The organism is Streptomyces sp. NRRL S-340, from assembly GCF_000720185.1.
Lineage (GTDB): Bacteria > Actinomycetota > Actinomycetes > Streptomycetales > Streptomycetaceae > Streptomyces.
In genome coordinates, this window is record NZ_JOIY01000036.1 from 79,177 (window position 1) to 100,513 (window position 21,337).

The 21,337-nt window shown below is 71.1% G+C and carries 21 protein-coding genes and 1 pseudogene; 13 read left to right on the forward strand and 9 right to left on the reverse strand.

The features are described 5' to 3' along the window. Nucleotides 1–111 precede the first annotated feature (111 nt). From pgl to IG64_RS26665, 5 genes and pseudogenes are all read right to left on the reverse strand, one after another. Nucleotides 112–894 (reverse strand): 6-phosphogluconolactonase, encoded by a 783-nt coding sequence (pgl, locus tag IG64_RS26645; protein WP_037860776.1) that lies wholly within the window; start codon nucleotides 892–894, stop codon nucleotides 112–114. Next, nucleotides 891–1,949, reverse strand: coding sequence for a glucose-6-phosphate dehydrogenase assembly protein OpcA (gene opcA, locus IG64_RS26650; protein WP_037860777.1), 1,059 nt, complete (start codon nucleotides 1,947–1,949; stop codon nucleotides 891–893). The genes pgl and opcA overlap by 4 nt, the downstream gene beginning before the upstream one ends. After that, nucleotides 1,946–3,484 carry a glucose-6-phosphate dehydrogenase gene (zwf, locus tag IG64_RS26655; protein ID WP_037860779.1) on the reverse strand — a complete coding sequence of 513 codons (1,539 nt, stop codon included), beginning with the start codon at nucleotides 3,482–3,484 and terminating at the stop codon, nucleotides 1,946–1,948. The genes opcA and zwf overlap by 4 nt, the downstream gene beginning before the upstream one ends. A 4-nt stretch (nucleotides 3,485–3,488) precedes the next feature. Beyond that, nucleotides 3,489–4,607 carry a transaldolase gene (gene tal / locus IG64_RS26660; RefSeq protein ID WP_037860780.1) on the reverse strand — a complete coding sequence of 373 codons (1,119 nt, stop codon included), beginning with the start codon at nucleotides 4,605–4,607 and terminating at the stop codon, nucleotides 3,489–3,491. Between the two features lie 34 nt (nucleotides 4,608–4,641). Beyond that, nucleotides 4,642–6,590 (reverse strand): annotated as a pseudogene (locus tag IG64_RS26665) (transketolase family protein). A gap of 433 nt (nucleotides 6,591–7,023) precedes the next feature. On the opposite strand from IG64_RS26665, the gene IG64_RS26670 reads away from it, so the two are divergent. From IG64_RS26670 to IG64_RS26680, 3 genes are all read left to right on the forward strand, one after another. Beyond that, complete coding sequence (locus IG64_RS26670) at nucleotides 7,024–8,010, forward strand: heme o synthase (protein WP_078884234.1); 987 nt, start codon at nucleotides 7,024–7,026, stop codon at nucleotides 8,008–8,010. Nucleotides 8,011–8,103: 93 nt separating this feature from the next. After that, on the forward strand, nucleotides 8,104–8,436 hold the full coding sequence (locus IG64_RS26675; RefSeq protein ID WP_037860785.1) for a hypothetical protein: 333 nt from the start codon (nucleotides 8,104–8,106) through the stop codon (nucleotides 8,434–8,436). A gap of 85 nt (nucleotides 8,437–8,521) precedes the next feature. Then, a complete protein-coding gene (locus IG64_RS26680; RefSeq protein ID WP_037860787.1) occupies nucleotides 8,522–9,628 on the forward strand; it encodes an amidohydrolase family protein in 1,107 nt (368 codons plus the stop codon). Nucleotides 9,629–9,752: 124 nt separating this feature from the next. Here IG64_RS26680 and IG64_RS26685 read toward each other — a convergent pair whose 3' ends face one another. The 4 genes from IG64_RS26685 to IG64_RS26700 all read right to left on the reverse strand — a co-directional run bounded on the left by IG64_RS26685 (nucleotide 9,753) and on the right by IG64_RS26700 (nucleotide 13,569). After that, nucleotides 9,753–10,766 (reverse strand): COX15/CtaA family protein, encoded by a 1,014-nt coding sequence (locus tag IG64_RS26685; protein WP_037860788.1) that lies wholly within the window; start codon nucleotides 10,764–10,766, stop codon nucleotides 9,753–9,755. A gap of 69 nt (nucleotides 10,767–10,835) precedes the next feature. After that, complete coding sequence (locus IG64_RS26690; protein ID WP_420709990.1) at nucleotides 10,836–11,552, reverse strand: ABC transporter permease; 717 nt, start codon at nucleotides 11,550–11,552, stop codon at nucleotides 10,836–10,838. A 249-nt stretch (nucleotides 11,553–11,801) separates the two neighbouring features. Next, nucleotides 11,802–12,725 (reverse strand): ABC transporter ATP-binding protein, encoded by a 924-nt coding sequence (locus IG64_RS26695; protein ID WP_078884235.1) that lies wholly within the window; start codon nucleotides 12,723–12,725, stop codon nucleotides 11,802–11,804. Between the two features lie 31 nt (nucleotides 12,726–12,756). Then, the gene (locus IG64_RS26700; RefSeq protein ID WP_037860794.1) at nucleotides 12,757–13,569 is read right to left on the reverse strand and encodes an aminoglycoside N(3)-acetyltransferase; all 813 of its coding nucleotides are present in this window, start codon (nucleotides 13,567–13,569) and stop codon (nucleotides 12,757–12,759) included. A 161-nt stretch (nucleotides 13,570–13,730) separates the two neighbouring features. Here IG64_RS26700 and IG64_RS26705 point away from each other — a divergent pair, with 161 nt between their 5' ends. The 10 genes from IG64_RS26705 (at nucleotide 13,731) to IG64_RS26750 (ending at nucleotide 21,297) form a co-directional block, all read left to right on the forward strand. After that, entirely contained in the window at nucleotides 13,731–14,471 is a 741-nt protein-coding gene (locus IG64_RS26705; RefSeq protein WP_037860795.1) for a helix-turn-helix transcriptional regulator, read from the forward strand. Further along, nucleotides 14,468–15,889: a Fe-S cluster assembly protein SufB gene (gene sufB / locus IG64_RS26710; protein WP_037860796.1), complete on the forward strand. Its 1,422-nt coding sequence runs from the start codon at nucleotides 14,468–14,470 to the stop codon at nucleotides 15,887–15,889. Before IG64_RS26705 ends, sufB begins: the two co-directional genes overlap by 4 nt. 59 nt (nucleotides 15,890–15,948) lie before the next feature. Further along, nucleotides 15,949–17,172, forward strand: coding sequence for a Fe-S cluster assembly protein SufD (gene sufD / locus IG64_RS26715; RefSeq protein WP_107474366.1), 1,224 nt, complete (start codon nucleotides 15,949–15,951; stop codon nucleotides 17,170–17,172). Next, entirely contained in the window at nucleotides 17,169–17,492 is a 324-nt protein-coding gene (locus IG64_RS26720; protein WP_037860798.1) for a non-heme iron oxygenase ferredoxin subunit, read from the forward strand. Before sufD ends, IG64_RS26720 begins: the two co-directional genes overlap by 4 nt. Before the next feature lie 7 nt (nucleotides 17,493–17,499). Further along, the gene (gene sufC, locus IG64_RS26725; RefSeq protein WP_037860799.1) at nucleotides 17,500–18,264 is read left to right on the forward strand and encodes a Fe-S cluster assembly ATPase SufC; all 765 of its coding nucleotides are present in this window, start codon (nucleotides 17,500–17,502) and stop codon (nucleotides 18,262–18,264) included. After that, nucleotides 18,261–19,517, forward strand: a complete 1,257-nt coding sequence (locus IG64_RS26730; protein WP_037860800.1) for a cysteine desulfurase — start codon at nucleotides 18,261–18,263, stop codon at nucleotides 19,515–19,517. Before sufC ends, IG64_RS26730 begins: the two co-directional genes overlap by 4 nt. 11 nt (nucleotides 19,518–19,528) lie before the next feature. After that, on the forward strand, nucleotides 19,529–19,996 hold the full coding sequence (sufU, locus tag IG64_RS26735) for a Fe-S cluster assembly sulfur transfer protein SufU (protein WP_037860801.1): 468 nt from the start codon (nucleotides 19,529–19,531) through the stop codon (nucleotides 19,994–19,996). Next, nucleotides 19,993–20,325 carry a metal-sulfur cluster assembly factor gene (locus tag IG64_RS26740; RefSeq protein ID WP_010039749.1) on the forward strand — a complete coding sequence of 111 codons (333 nt, stop codon included), beginning with the start codon at nucleotides 19,993–19,995 and terminating at the stop codon, nucleotides 20,323–20,325. The genes sufU and IG64_RS26740 overlap by 4 nt, the downstream gene beginning before the upstream one ends. Nucleotides 20,326–20,422: 97 nt before the next feature. Then, nucleotides 20,423–20,743 carry a DMT family transporter gene (locus IG64_RS26745; RefSeq protein WP_037860802.1) on the forward strand — a complete coding sequence of 107 codons (321 nt, stop codon included), beginning with the start codon at nucleotides 20,423–20,425 and terminating at the stop codon, nucleotides 20,741–20,743. Then, complete coding sequence (locus IG64_RS26750; protein ID WP_037860804.1) at nucleotides 20,743–21,297, forward strand: TetR/AcrR family transcriptional regulator; 555 nt, start codon at nucleotides 20,743–20,745, stop codon at nucleotides 21,295–21,297. The genes IG64_RS26745 and IG64_RS26750 overlap by 1 nt, the downstream gene beginning before the upstream one ends. The last annotated feature ends 40 nt before the right edge of the window (nucleotides 21,298–21,337 follow it).

Consider the following 21,337-nt stretch of genomic DNA (forward strand, 5'->3'; position numbering starts at 1 on the left):
GCGCCCTCCCGGCCGTGAGGGTGCTGGGCCGGTCCGGCCGAGCGCATACGACGGGGGCGGCACGGGCCGTCCTGCCCGTGCCGCCCCCGGATGCCGATCCGTCGTCGCCGGTCAGGCCGACGCCGGCGGGTACAGCGACCTCGGCAACTGCGACGCCGCCGCCGTGTCCAGCAGCCACAGCGTGCGCGCGCGGCCGTACGCGCCCGCCGCCGGGGCCTGGATCTCGCCCGCGCCGGACAGCGCCATCGCCACCGCGTTCGCCTTGTCCTCGCCCGCCGCGAGCAGCCACACCTCACGGGCCGAGCGGATCGCGGGCAGGGTGAGGGAGACACGGGTGGGCGGTGGCTTCGGCGAGCCGTGCACGCCGATGACCGTCCGCTCCGTCTCCCGCACTCCGGGAAGCTCCGGGAACAGGGACGCCACGTGCGTGTCCGGGCCGACGCCCAGCATCAGCACGTCGAAGGTGGGGACCGAGCCGTGGTTGGCGGGGCCGGCCGCGCGGGCCAGCTCCTCGGCATAGGCCTCCGCCGCCGCCTCGACGTCCGTACCCCACGGGCCGTCCGAGGCGGGCATCACGTGCACCCGCTTCGGATCCAGCGGGACGGAGTCCAGCAGGGCCTCCTTGGCCTGCGTGACGTTGCGCTCGGGATCGCCCTCGGGCAGGAACCGCTCGTCACCCCACCACAGGTCGAGCCGGCCCCAGTCGACGGCGTCCCGGGCGGGCGCCGCGGCCAGCGCGGCCAGCACGCCGTTGCCGTTGCGGCCACCGGTCAGCACCACGGACGCGGAGCCCGTGGAGGCCTGAGCGTCCACGATCTTCGTGATCAGCCGGGCCGCGGCGGCCTGCGCCATCAGCTCCTTGTCACGGTGGACGACCAGCTGCGGAGTGCTCACTTCGACGCCGCCTTCCGGGTCGGGGCCTTGCGGGCGGTCTTGGCGGCGGCGCGCCGTGCGGGCGCCTTCGCCGTCTCCTCCTCGGAGACGGCCACCGCGACCGCCGCCCCGGCGGTGACCTGCGGCGCGGAGCCGTTCAGCCGCTCCACCCCGAAGCGCAGCGCCGACGCGTAGGTGTCGTCCGGGTCGAGCCGCCGCAGTTCCTCCGCGATGAGTTCGGCCGTCTCCCGCCGCTTGAGGGCCACCGCGCGTTCCGGCTGCCCCTGGACGGAGAGCGTGGCCAGCCTGCCGTCGGCCCGGCCCAGCTCGATCGGACCGCAGGTGGTGTCCATGCGGACCGCGGTCAGCCCGGGCCCGGAGGACAGCGAGCGCTTCACCGGCACGTCCAGCCGATCCGCGAGCCACATCGCCAGTAGCTCGCAGCTCGGGTTGAACTCCTCGCCCTCCACCCCGACCGACCGGACCTCGCAGGTCACCTGGTCGAGCGCGGCGGCCAGCATGGAACGCCACGGCGTGATCCGGGTCCACGCCAGATCCGTGTCGCCGGGGGTGTACGCCTCGGCCCGCGCGGCCAGTTCCCGCACCGGGTCCTCACAGGCGTAGGCGTCGGTGACCCGGCGCTGCGCCAGCGCGCCGAGGGGGTCCTCGGCCGGGGCCAGCGGGCCGTTCACCGGCCACCAGACGACGACCGGCGCGTCCGGCAGCAGCAGCGGCAGCACCACGGACTGGGCGTGGTCGCAGACCTCGCCGTACAGCCGCAGGACGACCGTCTCACCGGTGCCGGCCTCCGCGCCCACCCGTACCTCGGCGTCCAGCCGAGAGGCCGTGCGGTCGCGCAGGGTGCGCGAGACGCGCCGGATGACGACCAGGGTGCGCGAGGGGTGTTCGCGGGAGGCGTCGCCGGCGGCCTTGAGGGCGTCGTAGGCGTTCTCCTCGTCGGTGACGATGACGAGGGTGAGCACCATGCCCACGGCAGGCGTGCCGATCGCCCGGCGGCCCTGCACGAGCGCCTTGTTGATCTTCCCGGCGGTGGTGTCGGTCAGGTCTATCTTCATGGCCGGCGCCAGCTCCGTCCGTCTCGTGCGAGCATCTCGTCCGCCTCGGCCGGCCCCCACGTCCCGGACGCGTACTGCGCGGGCCTGCCGTGGGTGTCCCAGTACTCCTCGATCGGGTCGAGGATCTTCCAGGACAGCTCGACCTCCTCCGTGCGCGGGAAGAGGTTGGAGTCGCCGAGCAGCACGTCCAGGATGAGCCGCTCGTACGCCTCCGGGCTGGACTCGGTGAAGGACTCGCCGTAGGCGAAGTCCATCGAGACGTCCCGGATCTCCATCGACGTGCCCGGCACCTTCGAGCCGAAGCGCACGGTCACGCCCTCGTCGGGCTGGACGCGGATGACGACCGCGTTCTGGCCCAGCTCCTCGGTGGCCGTGGTGTCGAAGGGGGAGTGCGGGGCGCGCTGGAAGACCACCGCGATCTCGGTGACCCGGCGGCCCAGCCGCTTGCCGGTGCGCAGGTAGAAGGGGACGCCCGCCCAGCGGCGGTTGTCGATCTCCAGCTTGACGGCCGCGTAGGTGTCGGTCTTCGACTTCTTGTCGATGCCGTCCTCTTCGAGGTAGCCGATGACCTTCTCGCCGCCCTGCCAGCCGGCCGCGTACTGCCCGCGCACGGTCGTCGAGCCGAGGTCCCCGGGCAGCCGGACGGCGCCGAGCACCTTCTCCTTCTCCGCCGCCAGCGCGTCCGCGCCGAAGGAGGCGGGCTCCTCCATCGCGGTGAGCGCCATCAGCTGGAGCAGGTGGTTCTGGATGACGTCACGGGCGGCGCCGATGCCGTCGTAGTAGCCGGCCCGGCCGCCGATGCCGATGTCCTCGGCCATGGTGATCTGCACGTGGTCCACGAAGGACCGGTTCCAGATCGGCTCGAACATGGTGTTGGCGAAGCGCAGCGCCAGGATGTTCTGGACGGTCTCCTTGCCCAGGTAGTGGTCGATGCGGAAGACCTGGTCCGGGGCGAAGACCTCGTGGACGACCTTGTTCAGCTCCTCGGCCGACTCCAGGTCGTGGCCGAACGGCTTCTCGATGACCGCGCGCCGCCAGGAGCCGCCCGTCTGGTCGGCCAGCTGGTGCTTCTTCAGCTGCTGGATGACGACCGGGAAGGACTTCGGCGGGACCGACAGGTAGAAGGCGAAGTTGCCGCCCGTGCCCTGGGCCTTGTCGAGTTCCTCGATGGTGCCGCGCAGCCGTTCGAACGCCTCGTCGTCGTCGAAGGTGCCCTGCACGAACCGCATGCCCTGGCTGAGCTGCTGCCAGACCTCCTCGCGGAACGGTGTGCGCGAGTGCTCCTTGACGGCGTCGTGCACGACCTGCGCGAAGTCCTCGTGCTCCCAGTCGCGCCGGGCGAAGCCGACCAGCGAGAAGCCCGGCGGCAGCAGCCCCCGGTTGGCGAGGTCGTAGACGGCGGGCATCAGCTTCTTGCGCGACAGGTCGCCCGTCACGCCGAAGATGACCAGGCCCGACGGCCCCGCGATACGCGGGAGCCGTCGGTCGGCGGGGTCACGGAGCGGGTTCGCCCCGGTGCCGGAAAGAGGCGACAAGGCGTCAGCCCTCCGCGGGGGCGAGGCGCTCCAGCTCCGCCTCGGTCGACTTCAGCAGGTCGTTCCAGGAGCCCTCGAACTTGTCGACGCCCTCGTCCTCCAGGACCTGGACCACCTCGTCGTAGGAGATGCCGATCCTCTCCAGCGCGTCGAGGTCCGCGCGGGCCTGCTCGTAGGTGCCGCGGACGGCGTCGCCACGGATCTCGCCGTGGTCCTCGGTGGCCTCCAGGGTGGCCTCCGGCATGGTGTTCACCGTGTTCGGCGCCACCAGCTCCTCGACGTACATGGTGTCCTTGTACGCCTTGTCCTTCACACCGGTGGAGGCCCACAGCGGGCGCTGCTTGTTCGCGCCCGCGTTCTCCAGCGCGTTCCAGCGGTCGGAGGAGAAGACCTCCTCGTAGGCCTGGTAGGCCAGGCGCGCGTTGGCCACGCCCGCCTTGCCGCGCAGGGCCTTGGCCTCGTCGGTGCCCATCTCGTCGATGCGCCGGTCGATCTCGGTGTCGACGCGGGAGACGAAGAAGGACGCCACCGAGTGGATCTTGGACAGGTCCAGGCCGCGCTCCTTGGCCTTCTCCAGGCCGGTCAGGTAGGCGTCCATGACCGCGCGGTAGCGCTCCAGGGAGAAGATCAGCGTGACGTTGACGCTGATCCCGTTGCCGATGGTCTCGGCGATGGCCGGCAGACCCGCCCGGGTGGCCGGGATCTTGATGAGCGTGTTGGGGCGGTCCACCAGCCAGGCCAGCTGGCGGGCCTCGGCGACCGTCGCCTTGGTGTTGTGCGCCAGGCGGGGGTCGACCTCGATGGAGACCCGGCCGTCCTGGCCGTCGGTGGCGTCGAAGACCGGGCGCAGGATGTCGGCGGCGTCGCGGACGTCCGCCGTGGTGATCATGCGGATGGCCTCTTCGACGGTGACCCGACGGGCGGCGAGGTCCGACACCTGCTGGTCGTAGCCGTCGCCCTGCGAGATCGCCTTCTGGAAGATCGTCGGGTTGGTGGTGACGCCCACGACGTGCTGCTGGTCGATCAGCTCGGCGAGGTTGCCGGACGTGATCCGCTTGCGCGACAGGTCGTCCAGCCAGATCGCGACGCCTTCATCGGAGAGGCGCTTGAGTGCGTCTGTCATGGAAATTGCATCTCCTACGTGTCGTATATGAGCGTCAGCGCTGGGCGGCGGCGAGGGATTCCCGCGCCTTGGCGGCCACGTTCTCGGCGGTGAAACCGAATTCGCGGAACAGCACCTTGGCGTCGGCGGAAGCACCGAAGTGCTCCAGGGAAACAATGCGTCCGGCGTCCCCGACGTACTTGTGCCAGGTCAGGGCGACACCGGCCTCGACCGCGACGCGGGCACGCACGGCCGGGGGCAGCACGCTGTCCCGGTACCCCTGGTCCTGCTCCTCGAACCACTCGACGCACGGCATGGACACCACGCGGGTGGGAACGCCGTCGGCCTGGAGCTGCTCCCGGGCCTCCACGGCCACGTGCACCTCGGAGCCGGTGGCGATCAGGATGACCTGCGGCTCGCCGCCCTCGGCCTCGAACAGGACGTAGCCGCCGCGCACGGTGTCGTCGTTCGGCTCGTAGGTCGGCACGCCCTGGCGGGTCAGCGCGAGGCCGTGCGGGGCGCCCTTGCCGAACTCCTTGGTCCAGCGGCGCTGGATCTCGGTCCAGGCGATGGCGGTCTCGTTGGCGTCGGCGGGGCGGACCACGTTGAGGCCGGGGATGGCGCGCAGCGAGGCGAGGTGCTCGACCGGCTGGTGGGTGGGGCCGTCCTCATGCCGTTCAGCTCGGCGCCCATCGAGTGCTCGCGGATGCCGAAGTGGATCGTGCGGCCGTAGGGGCTCGCCTCGGGCAGCGGGTTGCCCTCGGGCAGGAACGACGACGTCTTGTCGATCGTGGTGTTGTTCGAGCCGGCCAGGTCGGCGGAGCCGCCCCACAGCTCGGGCAGCACCTCGCCGAGAGCCTGGAGCACCTTGCCGGAGGCCGCACGGGTGGCCACGCTCTTGCCCGCCTCGAAGACCGGGACCTTCTCGGCCCAGCCGGCCGGCAGCTCGGCGGCGGCGATGCGGTCGAACTCGGCGGCCCGCTCCGCGTTCGCCTCGCGCCAGGCCTGGAAGGACTTCTCCCAGGTGGCCTTCGCCTGCCGGCCGCGCTCCAGCGCCCGGCGGGTGTGGCCGATGACCTCGTCGGAGACGTCGAAGTGCTTGTCGGGGTCGAAGCCCAGGACGCGCTTGGTGGCGGCGACCTCGTCCTCGCCCAGCGCCGAGCCGTGCGCGGCCTCGGTGTTCTGCGCGTGCGGGGCCGGCCAGGCGATGATCGAGCGCATCGCGATGAAGGACGGCCGGTCGGTGACCGCCTTGGCCTCCTGGATCGCCGCGTAGATGGCCTGCGGGTCCAGGTCGCCGTCGGCCTTGGGCTCCACGCGCTGCACGTGCCAGCCGTAGGCCTCGTACCGCTTGACGGTGTCCTCGGAGACGGCCGTCTCCGTGTCGCCCTCGATCGAGATGTGGTTGTCGTCCCACAGCAGGATCAGGTTGCCGAGCTTCTGGTGGCCGGCCATCGAGGACGCCTCGGCGGAGATGCCCTCCTGGAGGCAGCCGTCACCGGCGATGCAGTAGATGAAGTGGTCGAAGGGGGACTCGCCGGCGGGGGCCTCCGGGTCGAACAGGCCGCGCTCGTAGCGGGACGCCATCGCCATGCCCACGGCGTTGGCCACGCCCTGGCCCAGCGGACCGGTCGTCGTCTCCACACCGGCCGTGTGCCCGTACTCCGGGTGGCCCGGGGTCTTGGAGCCCCAGGTGCGGAAGGACTCCAGGTCCTCCAGCTCCAGGCCGAACCCGGCCAGGTACAGCTGGGTGTAGAGGGTCAGGGAGGAATGACCGGCGGACAGCACGAAGCGGTCGCGGCCCACCCACTGCGGGTCGGCGGGGTCGTGCCGCATCACCTTCTGGAACAGGGTGTAGGCGGCAGGAGCCAGGCTCATCGCCGTACCCGGATGGCCGTTGCCGACCTTCTGTACGGCATCGGCGGCCAGGACGCGCGCGGTGTCCACCGCACGCTGGTCCAACTCGGTCCACTCGAGGTCTGTGGTGGTCGGCTTGGTGCTCACCCTGGTTCAGGGCTCCTCTCCACATGTCGGATGCCGGTGCGCGTGTCCGGGCACCGGCTGCCGGCGTTCTGGCGCCGGCCGGCCGCTGTTGAGCCTACCCCCGTAAAGACGTGCGTTTTTTCGAGTCATTCAAGACTGCCGGGACTCCGGGAAATCCGCCTCCCGACGGCTCCTTCCCCTATTCGGCAAGTGAATACGGGGGCGCTCATCCGATCGCTCATTCGAGCCGTCGCGCGCCCGTCGGAAACCCATTTCCGGATGCCCGCGCCGGCGGGCCCCCGCGACCGCCGCCCGGCGGCTGCCGGGCGGGCGGCGCCAACACGACCCACCCCCGCGAATGTCCGGGTCTGGGCAACGTCTACAGTGGCGTGGTACGCGCGAGTCTTTACCCCTTGTTCACAGGGGCGGGGCTCGCTGGGAGTCTCTGTCAGGGGTGTGCGTGACGGCCGTCGAATCCCGTCCTGGGGGTCCCTCCCAGGCCCTTAAGGCCCTGGGGGAGGGAGTACTCGGTGCAGGTCAGAGCCCGAGCAACCGGTCGTTCGGGGCCCGTGTCAAGGCGTTCGTGGCACTGACCAAGCCGCGGATCATCGAGCTGCTGCTCATCACCACCGTTCCGGTGATGTTCCTGGCGCAGCAGGGTGTGCCCAACCTGAAACTGGTGCTGCTCACCTGCGTCGGCGGCTACCTGTCCGCGGGCGGCGCCAACGCGCTGAACATGTACATCGACCGTGACATCGACGCGCTCATGGACCGCACCTCGCAGCGCCCGCTGGTCACCGGGATGGTCAGCCCGCGCGAGTGCCTCGCCTTCGGCATCACCCTGGCGGTCGTCTCGACACTGCTGTTCGGTCTCACCGTCAACTGGCTGTCGGCGTGGCTGTCGCTCGGAGCGCTCCTCTTCTACGTCGTCGTCTACACGATGATCCTCAAGCGGCGCACGTCGCAGAACATCGTGTGGGGCGGCATCGCCGGCTGCCTGCCGGTGCTCATCGGCTGGTCCTCGGTCACGAACTCCATGTCGTGGGCGCCCGTCATCCTCTTCCTCGTCATGTTCTTCTGGACGCCGCCGCACTACTGGCCGCTGTCCATGAAGGTCAAGGACGACTACGCGCGCGTGGGCGTGCCGATGCTCCCGGTGATCGCCTCCAACAAGGTGGTCGCCCGGCAGATCGTCATCTACAGCTGGGTGATGGTCGTCGTCTCGCTGCTGCTGACCCCGCTCGGCTACACGGGCTGGTTCTACACGGTGGTCGCCCTGCTGGCCGGCGGCTTCTGGCTGTGGGAGGCGCACGGGCTGCAGAACCGCGCCAAGGCCGAGGTGACCGGCGCGAAGCTGAAGGAGATGCGCCTGTTCCACTGGTCGATCACCTACGTGTCGATCCTCTTCGTCGCGGTGGCGGTGGACCCCTTCCTGCGCTGACATCCCCTGACGTCCGCCACGGGCGGGGCACGTGGTCAAGGCCACGTACCCCGCCCGTCGCCGTCCGGTCTACCCGTCGGTAGCATCCTGGCCATGGCAGACACGCAGCAGGTTGACCCCAAGGCCCAGCGCAAGGCGGCCCGCCTCGCCCAGCGGATCGGCTCCTTCGCCAAGGCGCACGGCGGGGCCGAGGGACAGGTCGCGTACATCGGACAGCGCGGCGCCCGGATCGTCCTCGTCGGCGAGGACGGCACCTGGGGCGACGTCGTGGCCCCCACCTACGCCATCGCCGAGCAGGCCGTGCGCGAGTCCGGGATCACCGTCCACGAGTCCTTCGACGGCGAGTTCGCCGCCAAGGTGCGGACGGGTCCGTACGAGTGGAAGCGGATGGCCGGCATCCAGCTCGGCGGCCCGGCCAACGGCTGAACAAAGCCGCGGGGCGGGCAACACCTGAGAGCCGGTTCACCCGTTAGGACCTTACGGAGGATGTGGTCCAGCCGGGGGAGACCGGATGATCGAAACGCCGTCCCTCGTGGACCAGCACTGCCACGGCGTCCTGCGAACGGAACTGGGCCTCGGCACCTTCGAGGCCCAGCTGGCGCGCACCGAGGGCCCGCCCGCCCCGGGGACCACCCTCTTCGACACCCAGACCGGTTTCGCCGTACGCCGCTGGTGCCCCCCGCTGCTCGGCCTGGAACCGCACTGCCCGCCCGCGCGCTACCTCGCCCGGCGCCGCGAGCTGGGCGTCCTGGAGGCCGGCCGCAGACTGCTGCGCGGCAGCGGCGTCACCGCCTACCTGGTGGACACCGGGCTCCCCGGCGACCTCACGGGGCCGGGCGAGATGGCCTCGGCGGGGGCCGCCGCCGCCCACGAGGTCGTCCGCCTGGAACTCCTCGCCGAGCAGGTCGCCGACACCTCGGGAACCGTCGGGTCCTTCCTGGCGAACCTCGCCGAGTCGGTGCACGGCGCGGCGGCCCAGGCGGTCGCCTTCACCTCCGTGGCGGGCCTGCGGCACGGCCTGGCGCTCGCGCCCGAGCCGCCGGGGCCCAGTCAGGTGCGCGGCGCCGCGGGACGCTGGCTGGCCCGGCGGGAGGTCGGCGGGGAGCTGAGCGATCCGGTGCTGCTGCGCCACCTGCTGTGGACCGCGGTGGCCTCCGGGCGGCCGCTCCAGCTGCACGCCGGGCCTGCCGGGCCGGGCGGACGCGCCGACCGCACGGACCCGGTGCTGCTGACGGACTTCGTCCGCGCGACCGCGGGCCTGGGCACGGACCTGGTCCTGCTGCACGGCTACCCGTACCACCGCAACGCCGCGCACCTCGCCGCGGTCTTCCCGCACGTGTACACCGACTCGGGCGCCGCGCCGGCGCGCACCGGCGCACGGGCCGCCACGGTGCTCGCCGAGGTCCTGGAGCTGGCCCCCTTCGGCAAGGTGCTCTTCTCCAGCGGCGCCGGCGGTCTGCCCGAGCTGCACCTGGTGGGGGCCCGGCTGTTCCGTGAGGCGCTGGAACGGGTGCTCGGCGCCTGGGTCGCGGAGGGCGCCTGGTCGGCGCAGGACGCGCGGCGGGTGGCACGGATGGTCGCGGCGGGCAACGCACGGCGGGTGTACGGGCTGGGGTGACCCCGCCGGCTTCCGGAACCCGCGGGCGCCCCTGCGCGGGGCACTGTGCGAGGGCGCCCTGTCCGCGGGCGCCGTTGCCCGCAGGCGCCCTGGGGGCGGGCCGCTGCGACGCGGCCCGGCGGCGTCACGCCTTCGTCAGCGAGGCCGTCTCCACGGACGCCTCCGGCAGCCCGCCGCTCACCGTCTCCGGCCGCTCGCGCAGCGACAGCAGCACCCGCAGCACACCGATCCACATCAGGCAGGACCCCAGCATGTGCAGGGCCACCAGGACCTCCGGCAGGTGCGTGAAGTACTGCACGTAACCGATGACGCCCTGGGCGAGCAGGACCAGGAACAGGTCCCGCGTGCGGTGCAGCGGTCCCTTGGGCGCGTCCACGGCCTTGAGGACGAACCACAGGGCGAACGTCAGCGTCACCACGATCCAGGCCAGCACCGCGTGCGCCTTGGCGACCGTCTCCCAGTCGAGCGGGATGCGGTCGACCTCCGCGGAGTCGCCCGCGTGCGGACCCGCCCCGGTCACCACCGTGCCCGCCGCGATCAGCAGCACGCTCGCGACGACCAGGAACCACACCAGCTGCTGCACCGCCTTGCCGACCAGCGGACGCGGCTGCCCGTCACCCTCACGGGTGCGCTGCCACATCACGGTGGCGACCGCGATCAGCGCCGTGGTGAGCAGGAAGTGCGCCGCGACGGTGTAGGGGTTCAGCCCCACGAGGACGACGATGCCGCCGAGCACCGCGTTGCCCATGACGACCCAGAACTGAGCCCAGCCCAGCCGGGTCAGGCCGCGCCGCCAGGGCTTCTGCGCGCGGGCGGCGACGACGGCCCAGCCGACGGCGGCGCACAGCACGTACGTCAGCATGCGGTTGCCGAACTCGATGACGCCGTGGAAGCCCATCGCACGGGTCGTGGTCAGCGAGTCGTCGGTGCAGGTCGGCCAGGTGGGGCAGCCCAGGCCCGAGCCGGTCAGCCGCACGGCGCCGCCGGTGACGACGATGATCACCGCCATGACGAGCGCGGCCATGGCCGCCCGCTGGACGGTCCTGGGCTGCGGGGTCCAGCGTTCGGCGATGAAGGCGAGCGGGTTGCGCACGGCGGATACGGCGTCGTCGCGGGTCAGGTTCGGCACGCGTTCCATCGTAGGCCGCCGCTTGTGCACACTTTCACGAGGGTCCGTCTCACGAGGGTCCATGGGGGTCTGCGGTCCCTACTCCCAGCGGAAGAACTTCCCGGCGGCGGCCAGGGCCACCACCGCCCAGACGGCGAGGATCCCGGCGTCGCCCCAGGGCATCGCGGCGCCGTGCTGGAGCACGTCCCGCAGCCCGTCGGACAGGGCCGAGATCGGCAGCAGGCCCAGCACGTCCTGGGCGCCGGCGGGGAACTTGTCCAGCGGCACGATCACGCCGCCGCCGACGAGCAGCAGCAGGAAGACCAGGTTGGCGGCGGCCAGGGTCGCCTCGGCCTTGAGCGTGCCGGCCATCAGCAGGCCGAGCCCGGAGAACGCGGCCGTGCCGAGCACCAGCAGTACCAGCACGGCGAGCGGGTCGCCGTGCGGGGACCAGCCGAGCGCGAAGGCGATCACGGTCAGCAGGATCACCTGGAGCACCTCGGTGACCAGCACGGACACCGTCTTGGCGGTCATCAGGGCCCAGCGCGGCAGCGGGGAGGAGGCCAGCCGCTTCAGGACGCCGTAGCGGCGCTCGAAGCCGGTGGCGATGGCCTGCCCGGTGAACGCCGTCGACATGACGGCGAGTGCCAGGACGCCGGGTGTGAGGAAGTCCACGGCCTTGCCCGCGCCGGTGTCCACGATGTCCACGGAACTGAACAGCGCCAGCAGCAGGGCCGGGATGACGACGGTGAGCAGCAGCTGCTCGCCGTTGCGCAGCAGCATCTTCGTCTCCAGCGCCGCCTGTGCCGCGATCATGCGGGTCAGCGGGGCGGCGCCGGGATCGGGCGTGTACGTGCCCGTCGGTGAGCCGGTGGCGGTGGTCACGAGCGCAGCTCCTTGCCGGTCGGCTCCAGGCTGTGTTCTCCCGGGGGGCGACCCCCGGGCCCCCGGCCGGCCTCGGTGCGGGACGGAATCATGAACGCAGCTCCTTGCCGGTCAGCTCCAGGCTGTGTTCTCCCGGGGGGCGACCCCCGGACCCCCGGCCGGCCTCGGTGCGGGACGGAATCATGAACGCAGCTCCTTGCCGGTCAGCTCCAGAAAGACGTCCTCGAGTGTGTGCCGCTCCACGGAGATCCGGTCGGGCATCACCCCGTGCTGCGCGCACCAGGACGTCACCGTGGCGAGCAGTTGCGGGTCGATCTCGCCGACCACCCGGTACGCGCCGGGCGTCAGCTCGGCGGCGGAGGACTCGGGGGGCAGGGCCTTGAGCAGGGAGGCGACGTCGAGGCCGGGGCGGCCGCTGAAGCGCAGGGTGTTCTCCGCGCCGCCGCGGCACAGCTCCTCCGGGGAGCCCTGCGCGATGACCCGGCCGGCGTCGATGATCGCGACGTCGTCGGCGAGTTGTTCGGCCTCGTCCATGTGGTGGGTGGTGAGGATCACGGACACCCCGTCGGCGCGCAGGTCGCGCACCAGGTCCCAGGTGGCCCGGCGGGCCTGCGGGTCGAGGCCGGCGGTCGGTTCGTCGAGGAAGACCAGCTCGGGGCGGCCGACGACGGCCATGGCGAGCGCGAGGCGCTGCTGCTGGCCGCCGGAGAGGCGGCGGTAGCTGGTCCGCCCGCAGCCGCCCAGCCCCAGCCGCTCGATCAGGGCGTCCACGTCCAGGGGGTGGGCGTGCAGCCTGGCGACGTGCCGGAGCATCTCGTCGGCCCTGGCCCCGGAGTAGACGCCGCCGGACTGGAGCATCACGCCGATGCGGGGGCGCAGCGCGGCGGACTGTCCGACCGGGTCGAGGCCCAGGACGCGCACCGTGCCGGAGTCCGGCTTCCGGTACCCCTCGCAGGCCTCGACCGTGGTCGTCTTGCCGGCGCCGTTGGGACCGAGGACGGCGGTCACACCCGCCCGGGCCACCAGGTCGAGGCCGTCCACCGCGGTCTTGGTGCCGTACCGCTTCACCAGGGACTGCACCTGGACCACTGGCTCACTTCGCATGGGTCCAGAGTCTAGGGACGCGCCGGGCGCTTCAGGCGGGCGGGTGCGCGATGTCCTCCTCACGGGGACGGTGCAGGGCGAGCCAGCGTTCGGCGTAGGCGACCGCGTCGGCCACGGGGAAGAGCCGGGCGTCGGCCGCGCCGACCTTTCCGGTGGCGACGGGCCGGTCCCGTTCGAAGTCGTGCCCGAGTTCGCCGAACCGTTCGGAGGTGATCGACACCTCGGTCACGGTCTCCCAGCCGTGCGGTCCGGGCCTGCCCTCCCGCACGCGCGGCGCGGGGATGCGGTACTCGGCGAGGTGGAAGCAGGTGCAGGTGTCGTATCCGGCGCCGAGCAGGAGCACGCGGGCGCCGGCGGCCTCCAGCCGGGCCAGGGGACTCCGCTCGCCCAGCCGGCAGTCGGTGGCGTGACCGTCGGTGATCTCCCGCGCGCGGGGGCCGATCGCCGCGAACGACGTCTGGGGGTGGGCGCTGCGCAGGGCGCCCGGCCAGGTCCGGACCGTCTCGGGGACGATGCCTACGCCGCAGGTGGGCGTCGTGGCGGGGTCGTAGGCGGGCAGGGTGGCCCGGATGGTGTCCCACCACTCCTCGGGCACCGGCGGGTTGCCCCACAGGGCCGGGTCGGAGAGGTCGCCGCTGTGGGCGGGGACGACGAGGGTGCCGTCCGGGCCGAGGGCGTCGAGCAGTCCCCGGACGACGGCGACCGGGCCGCCGCAGACCCAGCCGAGGGACTTCAGGGAGGTGTGGGCCAGAAGGATCCCGCCCGGCCTCACCCCGAGGGCGCGCAGGGCGGCGGCGACCGTGTCGCGGGTCACAAGAGGGCCGGTCGGCGGGGGTGTGGGCATGGCCGGGGAGTCTGGCGCACCGGGCGGGAAGCCGCCACCCGTTTGATCGATCACAGATCGTTTCCGCAGGTCGGATTAGGTTTGCCTAAGTGACGCAGGGCACCGGCCGCCCTGACCGGCGGCGCTTGTCAGGGTCCGAGGAATTACGCAACAATGGCGTTGTGAAAAACGTCGGCGAGGCTCGGGAGACCCCCACGGGGCCCCCGCAGGAGGAGTTCGCGACCGGGGAGCGCTCCACGCGCAACCGGGTCGCGCGGTCCATCCTGGACCACGGTCCCTCGACCGTCGCCGAGCTGGCCGGCAGGCTGGGGCTCACCCAGGCGGCCGTGCGGCGCCACCTGGACGCGCTGGTCGCCGACGACGTCGTGGAGGCACGCGAGCGGCGGGTGTACGGCGCGCGGACGCGCGGCCGGCCCGCCAAGGTCTTCGCGCTCACCGACTGCGGCCGGGACGCCTTCGACCAGTCGTACGACAAGCTCGCCGCGGACGCCATGCGCTGGATCGCCGAGCGCGAGGGCGGCCAGGAGGCGGTCACCGCCTTCGCCCGGGCCCGCATCGCCGCTCAGGCGCGCGCCTACCGCCGGGCGGTCGAGGCGGCGGGTCCCGGTGAACGCGCCGAAGCGCTCGCCAAGGCCCTGAGCCAGGACGGGTACGCTGCTACGGCGCGCAGCGCACCGGTCGGCGAGCAGCTCTGCCAGCACCACTGTCCGGTCGCCCACGTCGCGGAACAGTTCCCCCAGCTGTGCGAGGCGGAGACGGAGATCTTCGCCGAGCTGCTGGGTACCCACGTCCAGCGACTGGCGACCATCGCCCACGGCGACGGCGTCTGCACGACGTTCATCCCCAGGATTTCCCAGACAGACAACGCATCCGCAAGCACGGCCGGGAGGAACCCCGCATGACTCTCCCCACGGAGACTGCCCACCCCGAACTCGAGGGCCTGGGCAAGTACGAATACGGCTGGGCCGACTCCGACGAGGCCGGCGCCTCCGCGCGGCGCGGTCTGAACGAGGACGTCGTCAAGGACATCTCCACGAAGAAGTCCGAGCCGGAGTGGATGACCAAGCTCCGCCTCAAGGGCCTGAAGCTCTTCGAGAAGAAGCCCATGCCGAACTGGGGCTCGGACCTGTCGGGGATCGACTTCGACAACATCAAGTACTTCGTGCGCTCCACGGAGAAGCAGGCGGAGTCCTGGGAGGACCTGCCCGAGGACATCAAGAACACCTACGACAAGCTGGGCATCCCCGAGGCCGAGAAGCAGCGCCTGGTCGCCGGCGTGGCCGCCCAGTACGAGTCGGAGGTCGTCTACCACCAGATCCGCGAGGACCTGGAGGAGCAGGGCGTCATCTTCCTGGACACCGACACCGCCCTGAAGGAGCACCCGGAGCTCTTCAAGGAGTACTTCGGCACGGTCATCCCGGCCGGTGACAACAAGTTCGCCGCGCTGAACACCGCCGTGTGGTCCGGCGGCTCCTTCATCTACGTGCCGAAGGGCGTGCACGTCGAGATCCCGCTCCAGGCCTACTTCCGCATCAACACGGAGAACATGGGCCAGTTCGAGCGGACCCTGATCATCGTCGACGAGGGTGCCTACGTGCACTACGTCGAGGGCTGCACGGCGCCGATCTACAAGTCGGACTCCCTGCACTCCGCGGTCGTCGAGATCATCGTCAAGAAGAACGCCCGCTGCCGCTACACGACCATCCAGAACTGGTCGAACAACGTCTACAACCTGGTCACCAAGCGCGCCGTCGCCTACGAGGGCGCGACCATGGAGTGGATCGACGGCAACATCGGCTCCAAGGTGACGATGAAGTACCCGGCCGTCTACCTGATGGGCGAGCACGCCAAGGGCGAGACCCTCTCCATCGCCTTCGCGGGCGAGGGCCAGCACCAGGACGCCGGTTCCAAGATGGTGCACATGGCGCCGAACACCTCCTCCAACATCGTCTCCAAGTCGGTGGCGCGCGGCGGCGGCCGCACCTCGTACCGCGGCCTGGTCGAGATCGGTGAGGGCGCCGCGGGCTCCAAGTCCAACGTGCTGTGCGACGCGCTGCTCGTCGACACCATCTCCCGCTCCGACACCTACCCCTACGTGGACGTCCGCGAGGACGACGTGTCCATGGGCCACGAGGCGACCGTCTCCAAGGTCTCCGAGGACCAGCTCTTCTACCTGATGAGCCGCGGTCTGTCCGAGTTCGAGGCGATGGCGATGATCGTGCGCGGCTTCGTCGAGCCGATCGCCAAGGAACTCCCCATGGAGTACGCGCTGGAGCTGAACCGGCTGATCGAGCTGCAGATGGAAGGCGCGGTCGGCTGACGACCGCCCGCCGAGACAGCCAGCGAACACTGACGTAGGAAGAGAGCAGACCGACAGCCATGGCTGAGGCCCAGAACTCCCCCCAGTCCCCGACTCCGCTCGGACAGGGGGCGCCCCCACCGGTGGGTTCCACCACCGCCGGCCAGATCGCGGTGGCCGCGGAGTCGACCGTCGCGACCCGCATGAGCGCGCCCCCGTCCTTCGACGTGGCGGACTTCCCGGTCCCGCACGGCCGGGAGGAGGAATGGCGCTTCACCCCGCTGGAGCGGCTGCGCGGTCTGCACGACGGCACCGCGACCGCCACCGGCACCGGCGTGAAGGTGGACATCCAGGCCCCCGAGGGCGTGACCGTGGAGAGCGTCGGCCGTGACGACGCGCGGCTCGGCAAGGCCGGCACCCCGGTCGACCGCGTCGCCGCCCAGGCCTACTCCTCCTTCGAGCAGGCCTCGGTCGTGACCGTCCCCAAGGAGACCGTCCTGACCGAGCCGATCCGCATCGCGGTGCACGGCGAGGGCGGGGTCGCCTACGGCCACCAGGTCGTCGAGCTGGGCGCCTTCGCCGAGGCCGTCGTCGTCATCGACCACACCGGTGACGCGGTGCTCGCCGCCAACGTCGACTACCTCCTGGGCGACGGCGCCAAGCTCACCGTCGTCTCCGTCCAGGACTGGGACGACAAGTCCGTCCACGTCGGCCAGCACAACGCGCTGGTCGGCCGGGACGCCTCCTTCAAGTCGGTCGTCGTCACCTTCGGCGGCGACGTGGTCCGGCTGCACCCGCGCGTGACGTACGCCGGGGCCGGCGGCGAGGTCGAGATGCTCGGCCTGTACTTCACCGACTCGGGCCAGCACCAGGAGCACCGCCTCTTCGTCGACCACGACGCCCCGCACTGCAAGTCGAACGTCGTGTACAAGGGCGCCCTCCAGGGCGAGCAGGCGCACGCGGTGTGGATCGGTGACGTGCTCATCGAGGCCCGGGCCGAGGGCACCGACACCTACGAGATGAACCGCAACCTGGTGCTGACCGACGGCGCCCGTGTCGACTCCGTGCCCAACCTGGAGATCGAGACCGGCGAGATCGTCGGCGCCGGCCACGCCAGCGCCACCGGCCGCTTCGACGACGAGCAGCTCTTCTACCTGATGGCCCGCGGCATCCCGGAGCACGAGGCCCGCCGCCTCGTCGTCCGTGGCTTCTTCGCCGAACTGGTCCAGCAGATCGGTGTCGAGGACATCGAGGAGCGCCTGCTCGCCAAGATCGAGGAGGAGCTGGAGGCGTCCGTCGCATGAGCGGTGCCTTTGTACGCGTGTGCGCGCTGAGCGAGCTGGAGGCGGACACCCCGAAGCGGGTGGAACTCGACGGCACGCCCATCTCCGTGGTGCACACCGAGGGCGAGGTGTTCGCCATCCACGACATCTGCTCGCACGCGAACGTCTCGCTCGCCGAGGGCGAGGTCGACGACTGCCACATCGAGTGCTGGCTGCACGGCTCGCGCTTCGACCTCCGTTCCGGCAAGCCCGACAGTCTTCCGGCGACGCGTCCCGTCCCCGTATACCCCGTAAAGATCGAAGGGGACGACGTGCTCGTCTCCCTCTCCCAGGAGTCCTGAGGCATCCATGGCAACGCTTGAAATCCGAGACCTGCACGTCACCGTCGAGGCCGACAACGCCACGAAGGAGATCCTCAAGGGCGTCGACCTCACCGTGAAGCAGGGCGAGACGCACGCCATCATGGGCCCCAACGGCTCCGGCAAGTCGACCCTCGCCTACTCGCTCGCGGGTCACCCGAAGTACACGATCACCGGGGGCACCGTCACCCTCGACGGCGAGGACGTCCTGGAGATGTCCGTCGACGAGCGGGCCCGCGCCGGCCTGTTCCTGGCGATGCAGTACCCGGTCGAGGTCCCCGGCGTCTCGGTCTCCAACTTCCTGCGCACCTCCGCCACCGCCATCCGCGGCGAGGCCCCCAAGCTGCGCACCTGGGTGAAGGAGGTCAAGGAGACCATGGAGCGGCTCCACATGGACCCCTCCTTCGCCGAGCGCAACGTGAACGAGGGCTTCTCCGGCGGTGAGAAGAAGCGCCACGAGATCCTCCAGCTGGAACTGCTCAAGCCGAAGGTCGCGATCCTCGACGAGACCGACTCCGGCCTGGACGTCGACGCGCTGCGGATCGTCTCCGAGGGCGTGAACCGCGTCCGCGAGACCGGCGAGGTCGGCACCCTGCTGATCACGCACTACACGCGCATCCTGCGCTACATCAAGCCCGACTTCGTCCACGTGTTCGCCGACGGCCGCATCGCCGAGTCCGGCGGTGCGGAGCTGGCGGACAAGCTGGAGAACGAGGGCTACGAGGCATACGTGAAGGGTGGCGCATCCGCGTGACACAGCTGCCGGGCCTCCTCGACACCGAGGCGATCCGCAAGGACTTCCCCGTCCTGGACCGACTGGTCCACGACGGCAAGAAGCTCGTGTACCTGGACAACGCGGCGACCTCCCAGACCCCGCGCCAGGTGCTCGACGTGCTGTCCGAGTACTACGAACAGCACAACGCCAACGTGCACCGCGGTGTGCACGTGCTCGCCGAGGAGGCCACGGCGCTGTACGAGGGCGCCCGCGACAAGGTCGCGGCGTTCATCAACGCGCCCAGCCGCGACGAGGTGATCTTCACGAAGAACGCCTCCGAGTCGCTCAACCTCGTGGCGAACATGCTGGGCTGGGCCGACGAGCCCTACCGGGTGGACCACGACACCGAGATCGTCATCACGGAGATGGAGCACCACTCCAACATCGTGCCGTGGCAGCTGCTGGCGCAGCGCACGGGCGCGAAGCTGAAGTGGTTCGGCCTGACCGACGACGGCCGCCTGGACCTGTCGAACATCGAGGAGGTCATCACCGAGAAGACGAAGATCGTCTCCTTCGTGCTGGTCTCCAACATCCTCGGCACCCTCAACCCGGTCGAGGCGATAGTGCGCCGCGCCCAGGAGGTCGGCGCCCTGGTCTGCGTCGACGCCTCGCAGGCCGCCCCGCACATGCCGCTGGACGTGCAGGCCCTGCAGGCCGACTTCGTGGCCTTCACCGGCCACAAGATGTGCGGCCCGACCGGCATCGGCGTGCTCTGGGGCCGCCAGGAACTCCTGGAGGACCTGCCTCCGTTCCTCGGCGGCGGCGAGATGATCGAGACGGTGTCGATGCACTCCTCGACCTACGCCCCCGCCCCGCACAAGTTCGAGGCCGGCACCCCGCCGATCTCGCAGGCCATCGGCCTGGGTGCGGCGATCGACTACCTGAACGCGATCGGCATGGACAAGGTCCTCGCGCACGAGCACGCCCTCACCGAGTACGCGGTGAAGCGGCTCGCGGAGGTCCCCGACCTGCGCATCATCGGCCCGACCACGGCCGAGGACCGCGGCGCCGCGATCTCCTTCACGCTCGGCGACATCCACCCGCACGACGTGGGCCAGGTCCTCGACGAGCAGGGCATCGCCGTCCGGGTCGGCCACCACTGCGCCCGCCCGGTCTGCCTGCGCTACGGAATTCCTGCGACCACGCGAGCGTCGTTCTATCTGTACTCCACGCCGGCCGAGATCGACGCCCTGGTCGACGGCCTGGAGCACGTACGGAACTTCTTCGGATGAGGGGCTGAGGCGTGAAGCTGGACTCCATGTACCAGGACGTCATCCTGGACCACTACAAGCACCCGCACGGGCGGGGCTTGCGGGACGGTGACGCCGAGGTGCACCACGTCAACCCGACGTGCGGCGACGAGATCACCCTCCGTGTGAAGTACGACGGTACGACGATCGAGGACGTCAGCTACGAGGGGCAGGGCTGCTCCATCAGCCAGGCCTCGGCCTCGGTGCTGAACGACCTCCTGGTCGGCAAGGACCTGGCCGAGGCGCAGAGGATCCAGGAGACCTTCCTGGAGCTGATGCAGTCCAAGGGGAAGATCGAGCCCGACGACGCGATGGAGGAGGTCCTGGAGGACGCGGTCGCGTTCGCCGGGGTGTCCAAGTATCCGGCCCGGGTCAAGTGCGCCCTGCTGAGCTGGATGGCCTGGAAGGACGCGACGGCCCAGGCGCTGGACGGCGCCGACGCCGAAAGGAAGACGGCATGAGCGAGACCGTGGAGATGAAGCCGGCCTCGGAGGAGGAGCTCCGCGAGGCCCTGATGGACGTCGTCGACCCCGAACTGGGCATCGACGTCGTCAACCTCGGCCTGATCTACGGCATCCACGTCGACGAGTCGAACATCGCGACCGTCGACATGACCCTGACGTCGGCGGCCTGCCCGCTCACCGACGTCATCGAGGACCAGGCCAAGTCCGCCACGGACGGTCTCGTCAACGAGCTGCGCATCAACTGGGTCTGGATGCCGCCGTGGGGTCCGGACAAGATCACGGACGACGGCCGCGAGCAGCTTCGGGCGCTCGGGTTCAACGTCTGACGGACGCGGCAACGGAACGGCGGCACCCCTCGGGTGCCGCCGTTCCGCTGTCCGCGCCCCCTGCCCCCGGCCTCCGCCGTTATGTACGCTCGTACACATGGGATACCTCTTCCTGGCCGGCGCCATAGCCGCCGAGGTCGCCGGCACCACCGCCATGAAGTACAGCGAGGGGTTCAGCCGGGTGGGCCCCTCGGTACTGACCGCGCTCGGCTACCTGATCTCCTTCGCGCTGCTCGCCCAGACCCTCAAGACCCTCAACGTCGGCACCGCCTACGCCATCTGGTCCGGCATCGGCACGGCGGCCATCGCCGCCATCGGCGTGGCCTTCCTGGGGGAGGGGATGACCCTCACCAAGATCGCCGGGATCGCGCTGATCATCCTCGGCGTGGTGGTGCTCAACCTGGGCGGCGCCCACTGATGCCCCGGCGCTACGATCCGGGCCGACGGCAGCGGATCATCGACGCGGCGATCCGGGTCGTGGGGGCCAGGGGCATCGCCGGGCTCAGCCACCGCACCGTCGCCGCCGAGGCCGATGTGCCGCTCGGCTCCACGACGTACCACTTCGCCACCCTCGACGACCTGCTGGTGGCCGCCCTGCGCCAGGCCGACGACGGCTTCGCCGAGGCGGTCGCCGCGCGCGGCGCGCTGGATGCCCCGCACCCCGACCTGGCGCGCGAACTCGCCGCCGTGACGGGGGAGTGGCTGGCCGGCGACCGCACCGGGGTCGAGCTGGAGTACGAGCTGTATCTGGCCGCCCTGCGCCGCCCCGCCCTGCGTCCCGTCGCCGCCGAGTGGGCCGACGGCCTCGCGGCCCTCCTGTCCCGGCACACCGACCCGGTCACCGCCCGGGCCCTGGTCGCCCTGGTGGACGGCATCTGCCTCCAGGTGCTGCTGACGGGCGGTTCGTACGACGAGGAGTACGCCCGCGAGGTGCTGGCTCGGGTGATCCCACCGAGGCCGCCCGGCACGTGAGACACGGTTCGCTCCCGCACCCGCCCCCACGTTAGGTTTT

Bases quoted from the DNA above. Each gene is read 5' to 3' on its own strand.
- opcA (WP_037860777.1), bottom strand. From the start codon at position 1,949: ATGAAGATAGACCTGACCGACACCACCGCCGGGAAGATCAACAAGGCG.
- tal (WP_037860780.1), bottom strand. From the start codon at position 4,607: ATGACAGACGCACTCAAGCGCCTCTCCGATGAAGGCGTCGCGATCTGG.
- IG64_RS26675 (WP_037860785.1), top strand. From the start codon at position 8,104: ATGGCAGACACGCAGCAGGTTGACCCCAAGGCCCAGCGCAAGGCGGCC.
- IG64_RS26680 (WP_037860787.1), top strand. From the start codon at position 8,522: ATGATCGAAACGCCGTCCCTCGTGGACCAGCACTGCCACGGCGTCCTG.
- IG64_RS26685 (WP_037860788.1), bottom strand. From the start codon at position 10,766: ATGGAACGCGTGCCGAACCTGACCCGCGACGACGCCGTATCCGCCGTG.
- IG64_RS26690 (WP_420709990.1), bottom strand. From the start codon at position 11,552: ATGATCGCGGCACAGGCGGCGCTGGAGACGAAGATGCTGCTGCGCAAC.
- IG64_RS26695 (WP_078884235.1), bottom strand. From the start codon at position 12,725: ATGCGAAGTGAGCCAGTGGTCCAGGTGCAGTCCCTGGTGAAGCGGTAC.
- IG64_RS26700 (WP_037860794.1), bottom strand. From the start codon at position 13,569: ATGCCCACACCCCCGCCGACCGGCCCTCTTGTGACCCGCGACACGGTC.
- sufB (WP_037860796.1), top strand. From the start codon at position 14,468: ATGACTCTCCCCACGGAGACTGCCCACCCCGAACTCGAGGGCCTGGGC.
- sufD (WP_107474366.1), top strand. From the start codon at position 15,949: ATGGCTGAGGCCCAGAACTCCCCCCAGTCCCCGACTCCGCTCGGACAG.
- IG64_RS26720 (WP_037860798.1), top strand. From the start codon at position 17,169: ATGAGCGGTGCCTTTGTACGCGTGTGCGCGCTGAGCGAGCTGGAGGCG.
- sufC (WP_037860799.1), top strand. From the start codon at position 17,500: ATGGCAACGCTTGAAATCCGAGACCTGCACGTCACCGTCGAGGCCGAC.
- IG64_RS26740 (WP_010039749.1), top strand. From the start codon at position 19,993: ATGAGCGAGACCGTGGAGATGAAGCCGGCCTCGGAGGAGGAGCTCCGC.
- IG64_RS26745 (WP_037860802.1), top strand. From the start codon at position 20,423: ATGGGATACCTCTTCCTGGCCGGCGCCATAGCCGCCGAGGTCGCCGGC.
- IG64_RS26750 (WP_037860804.1), top strand. From the start codon at position 20,743: ATGCCCCGGCGCTACGATCCGGGCCGACGGCAGCGGATCATCGACGCG.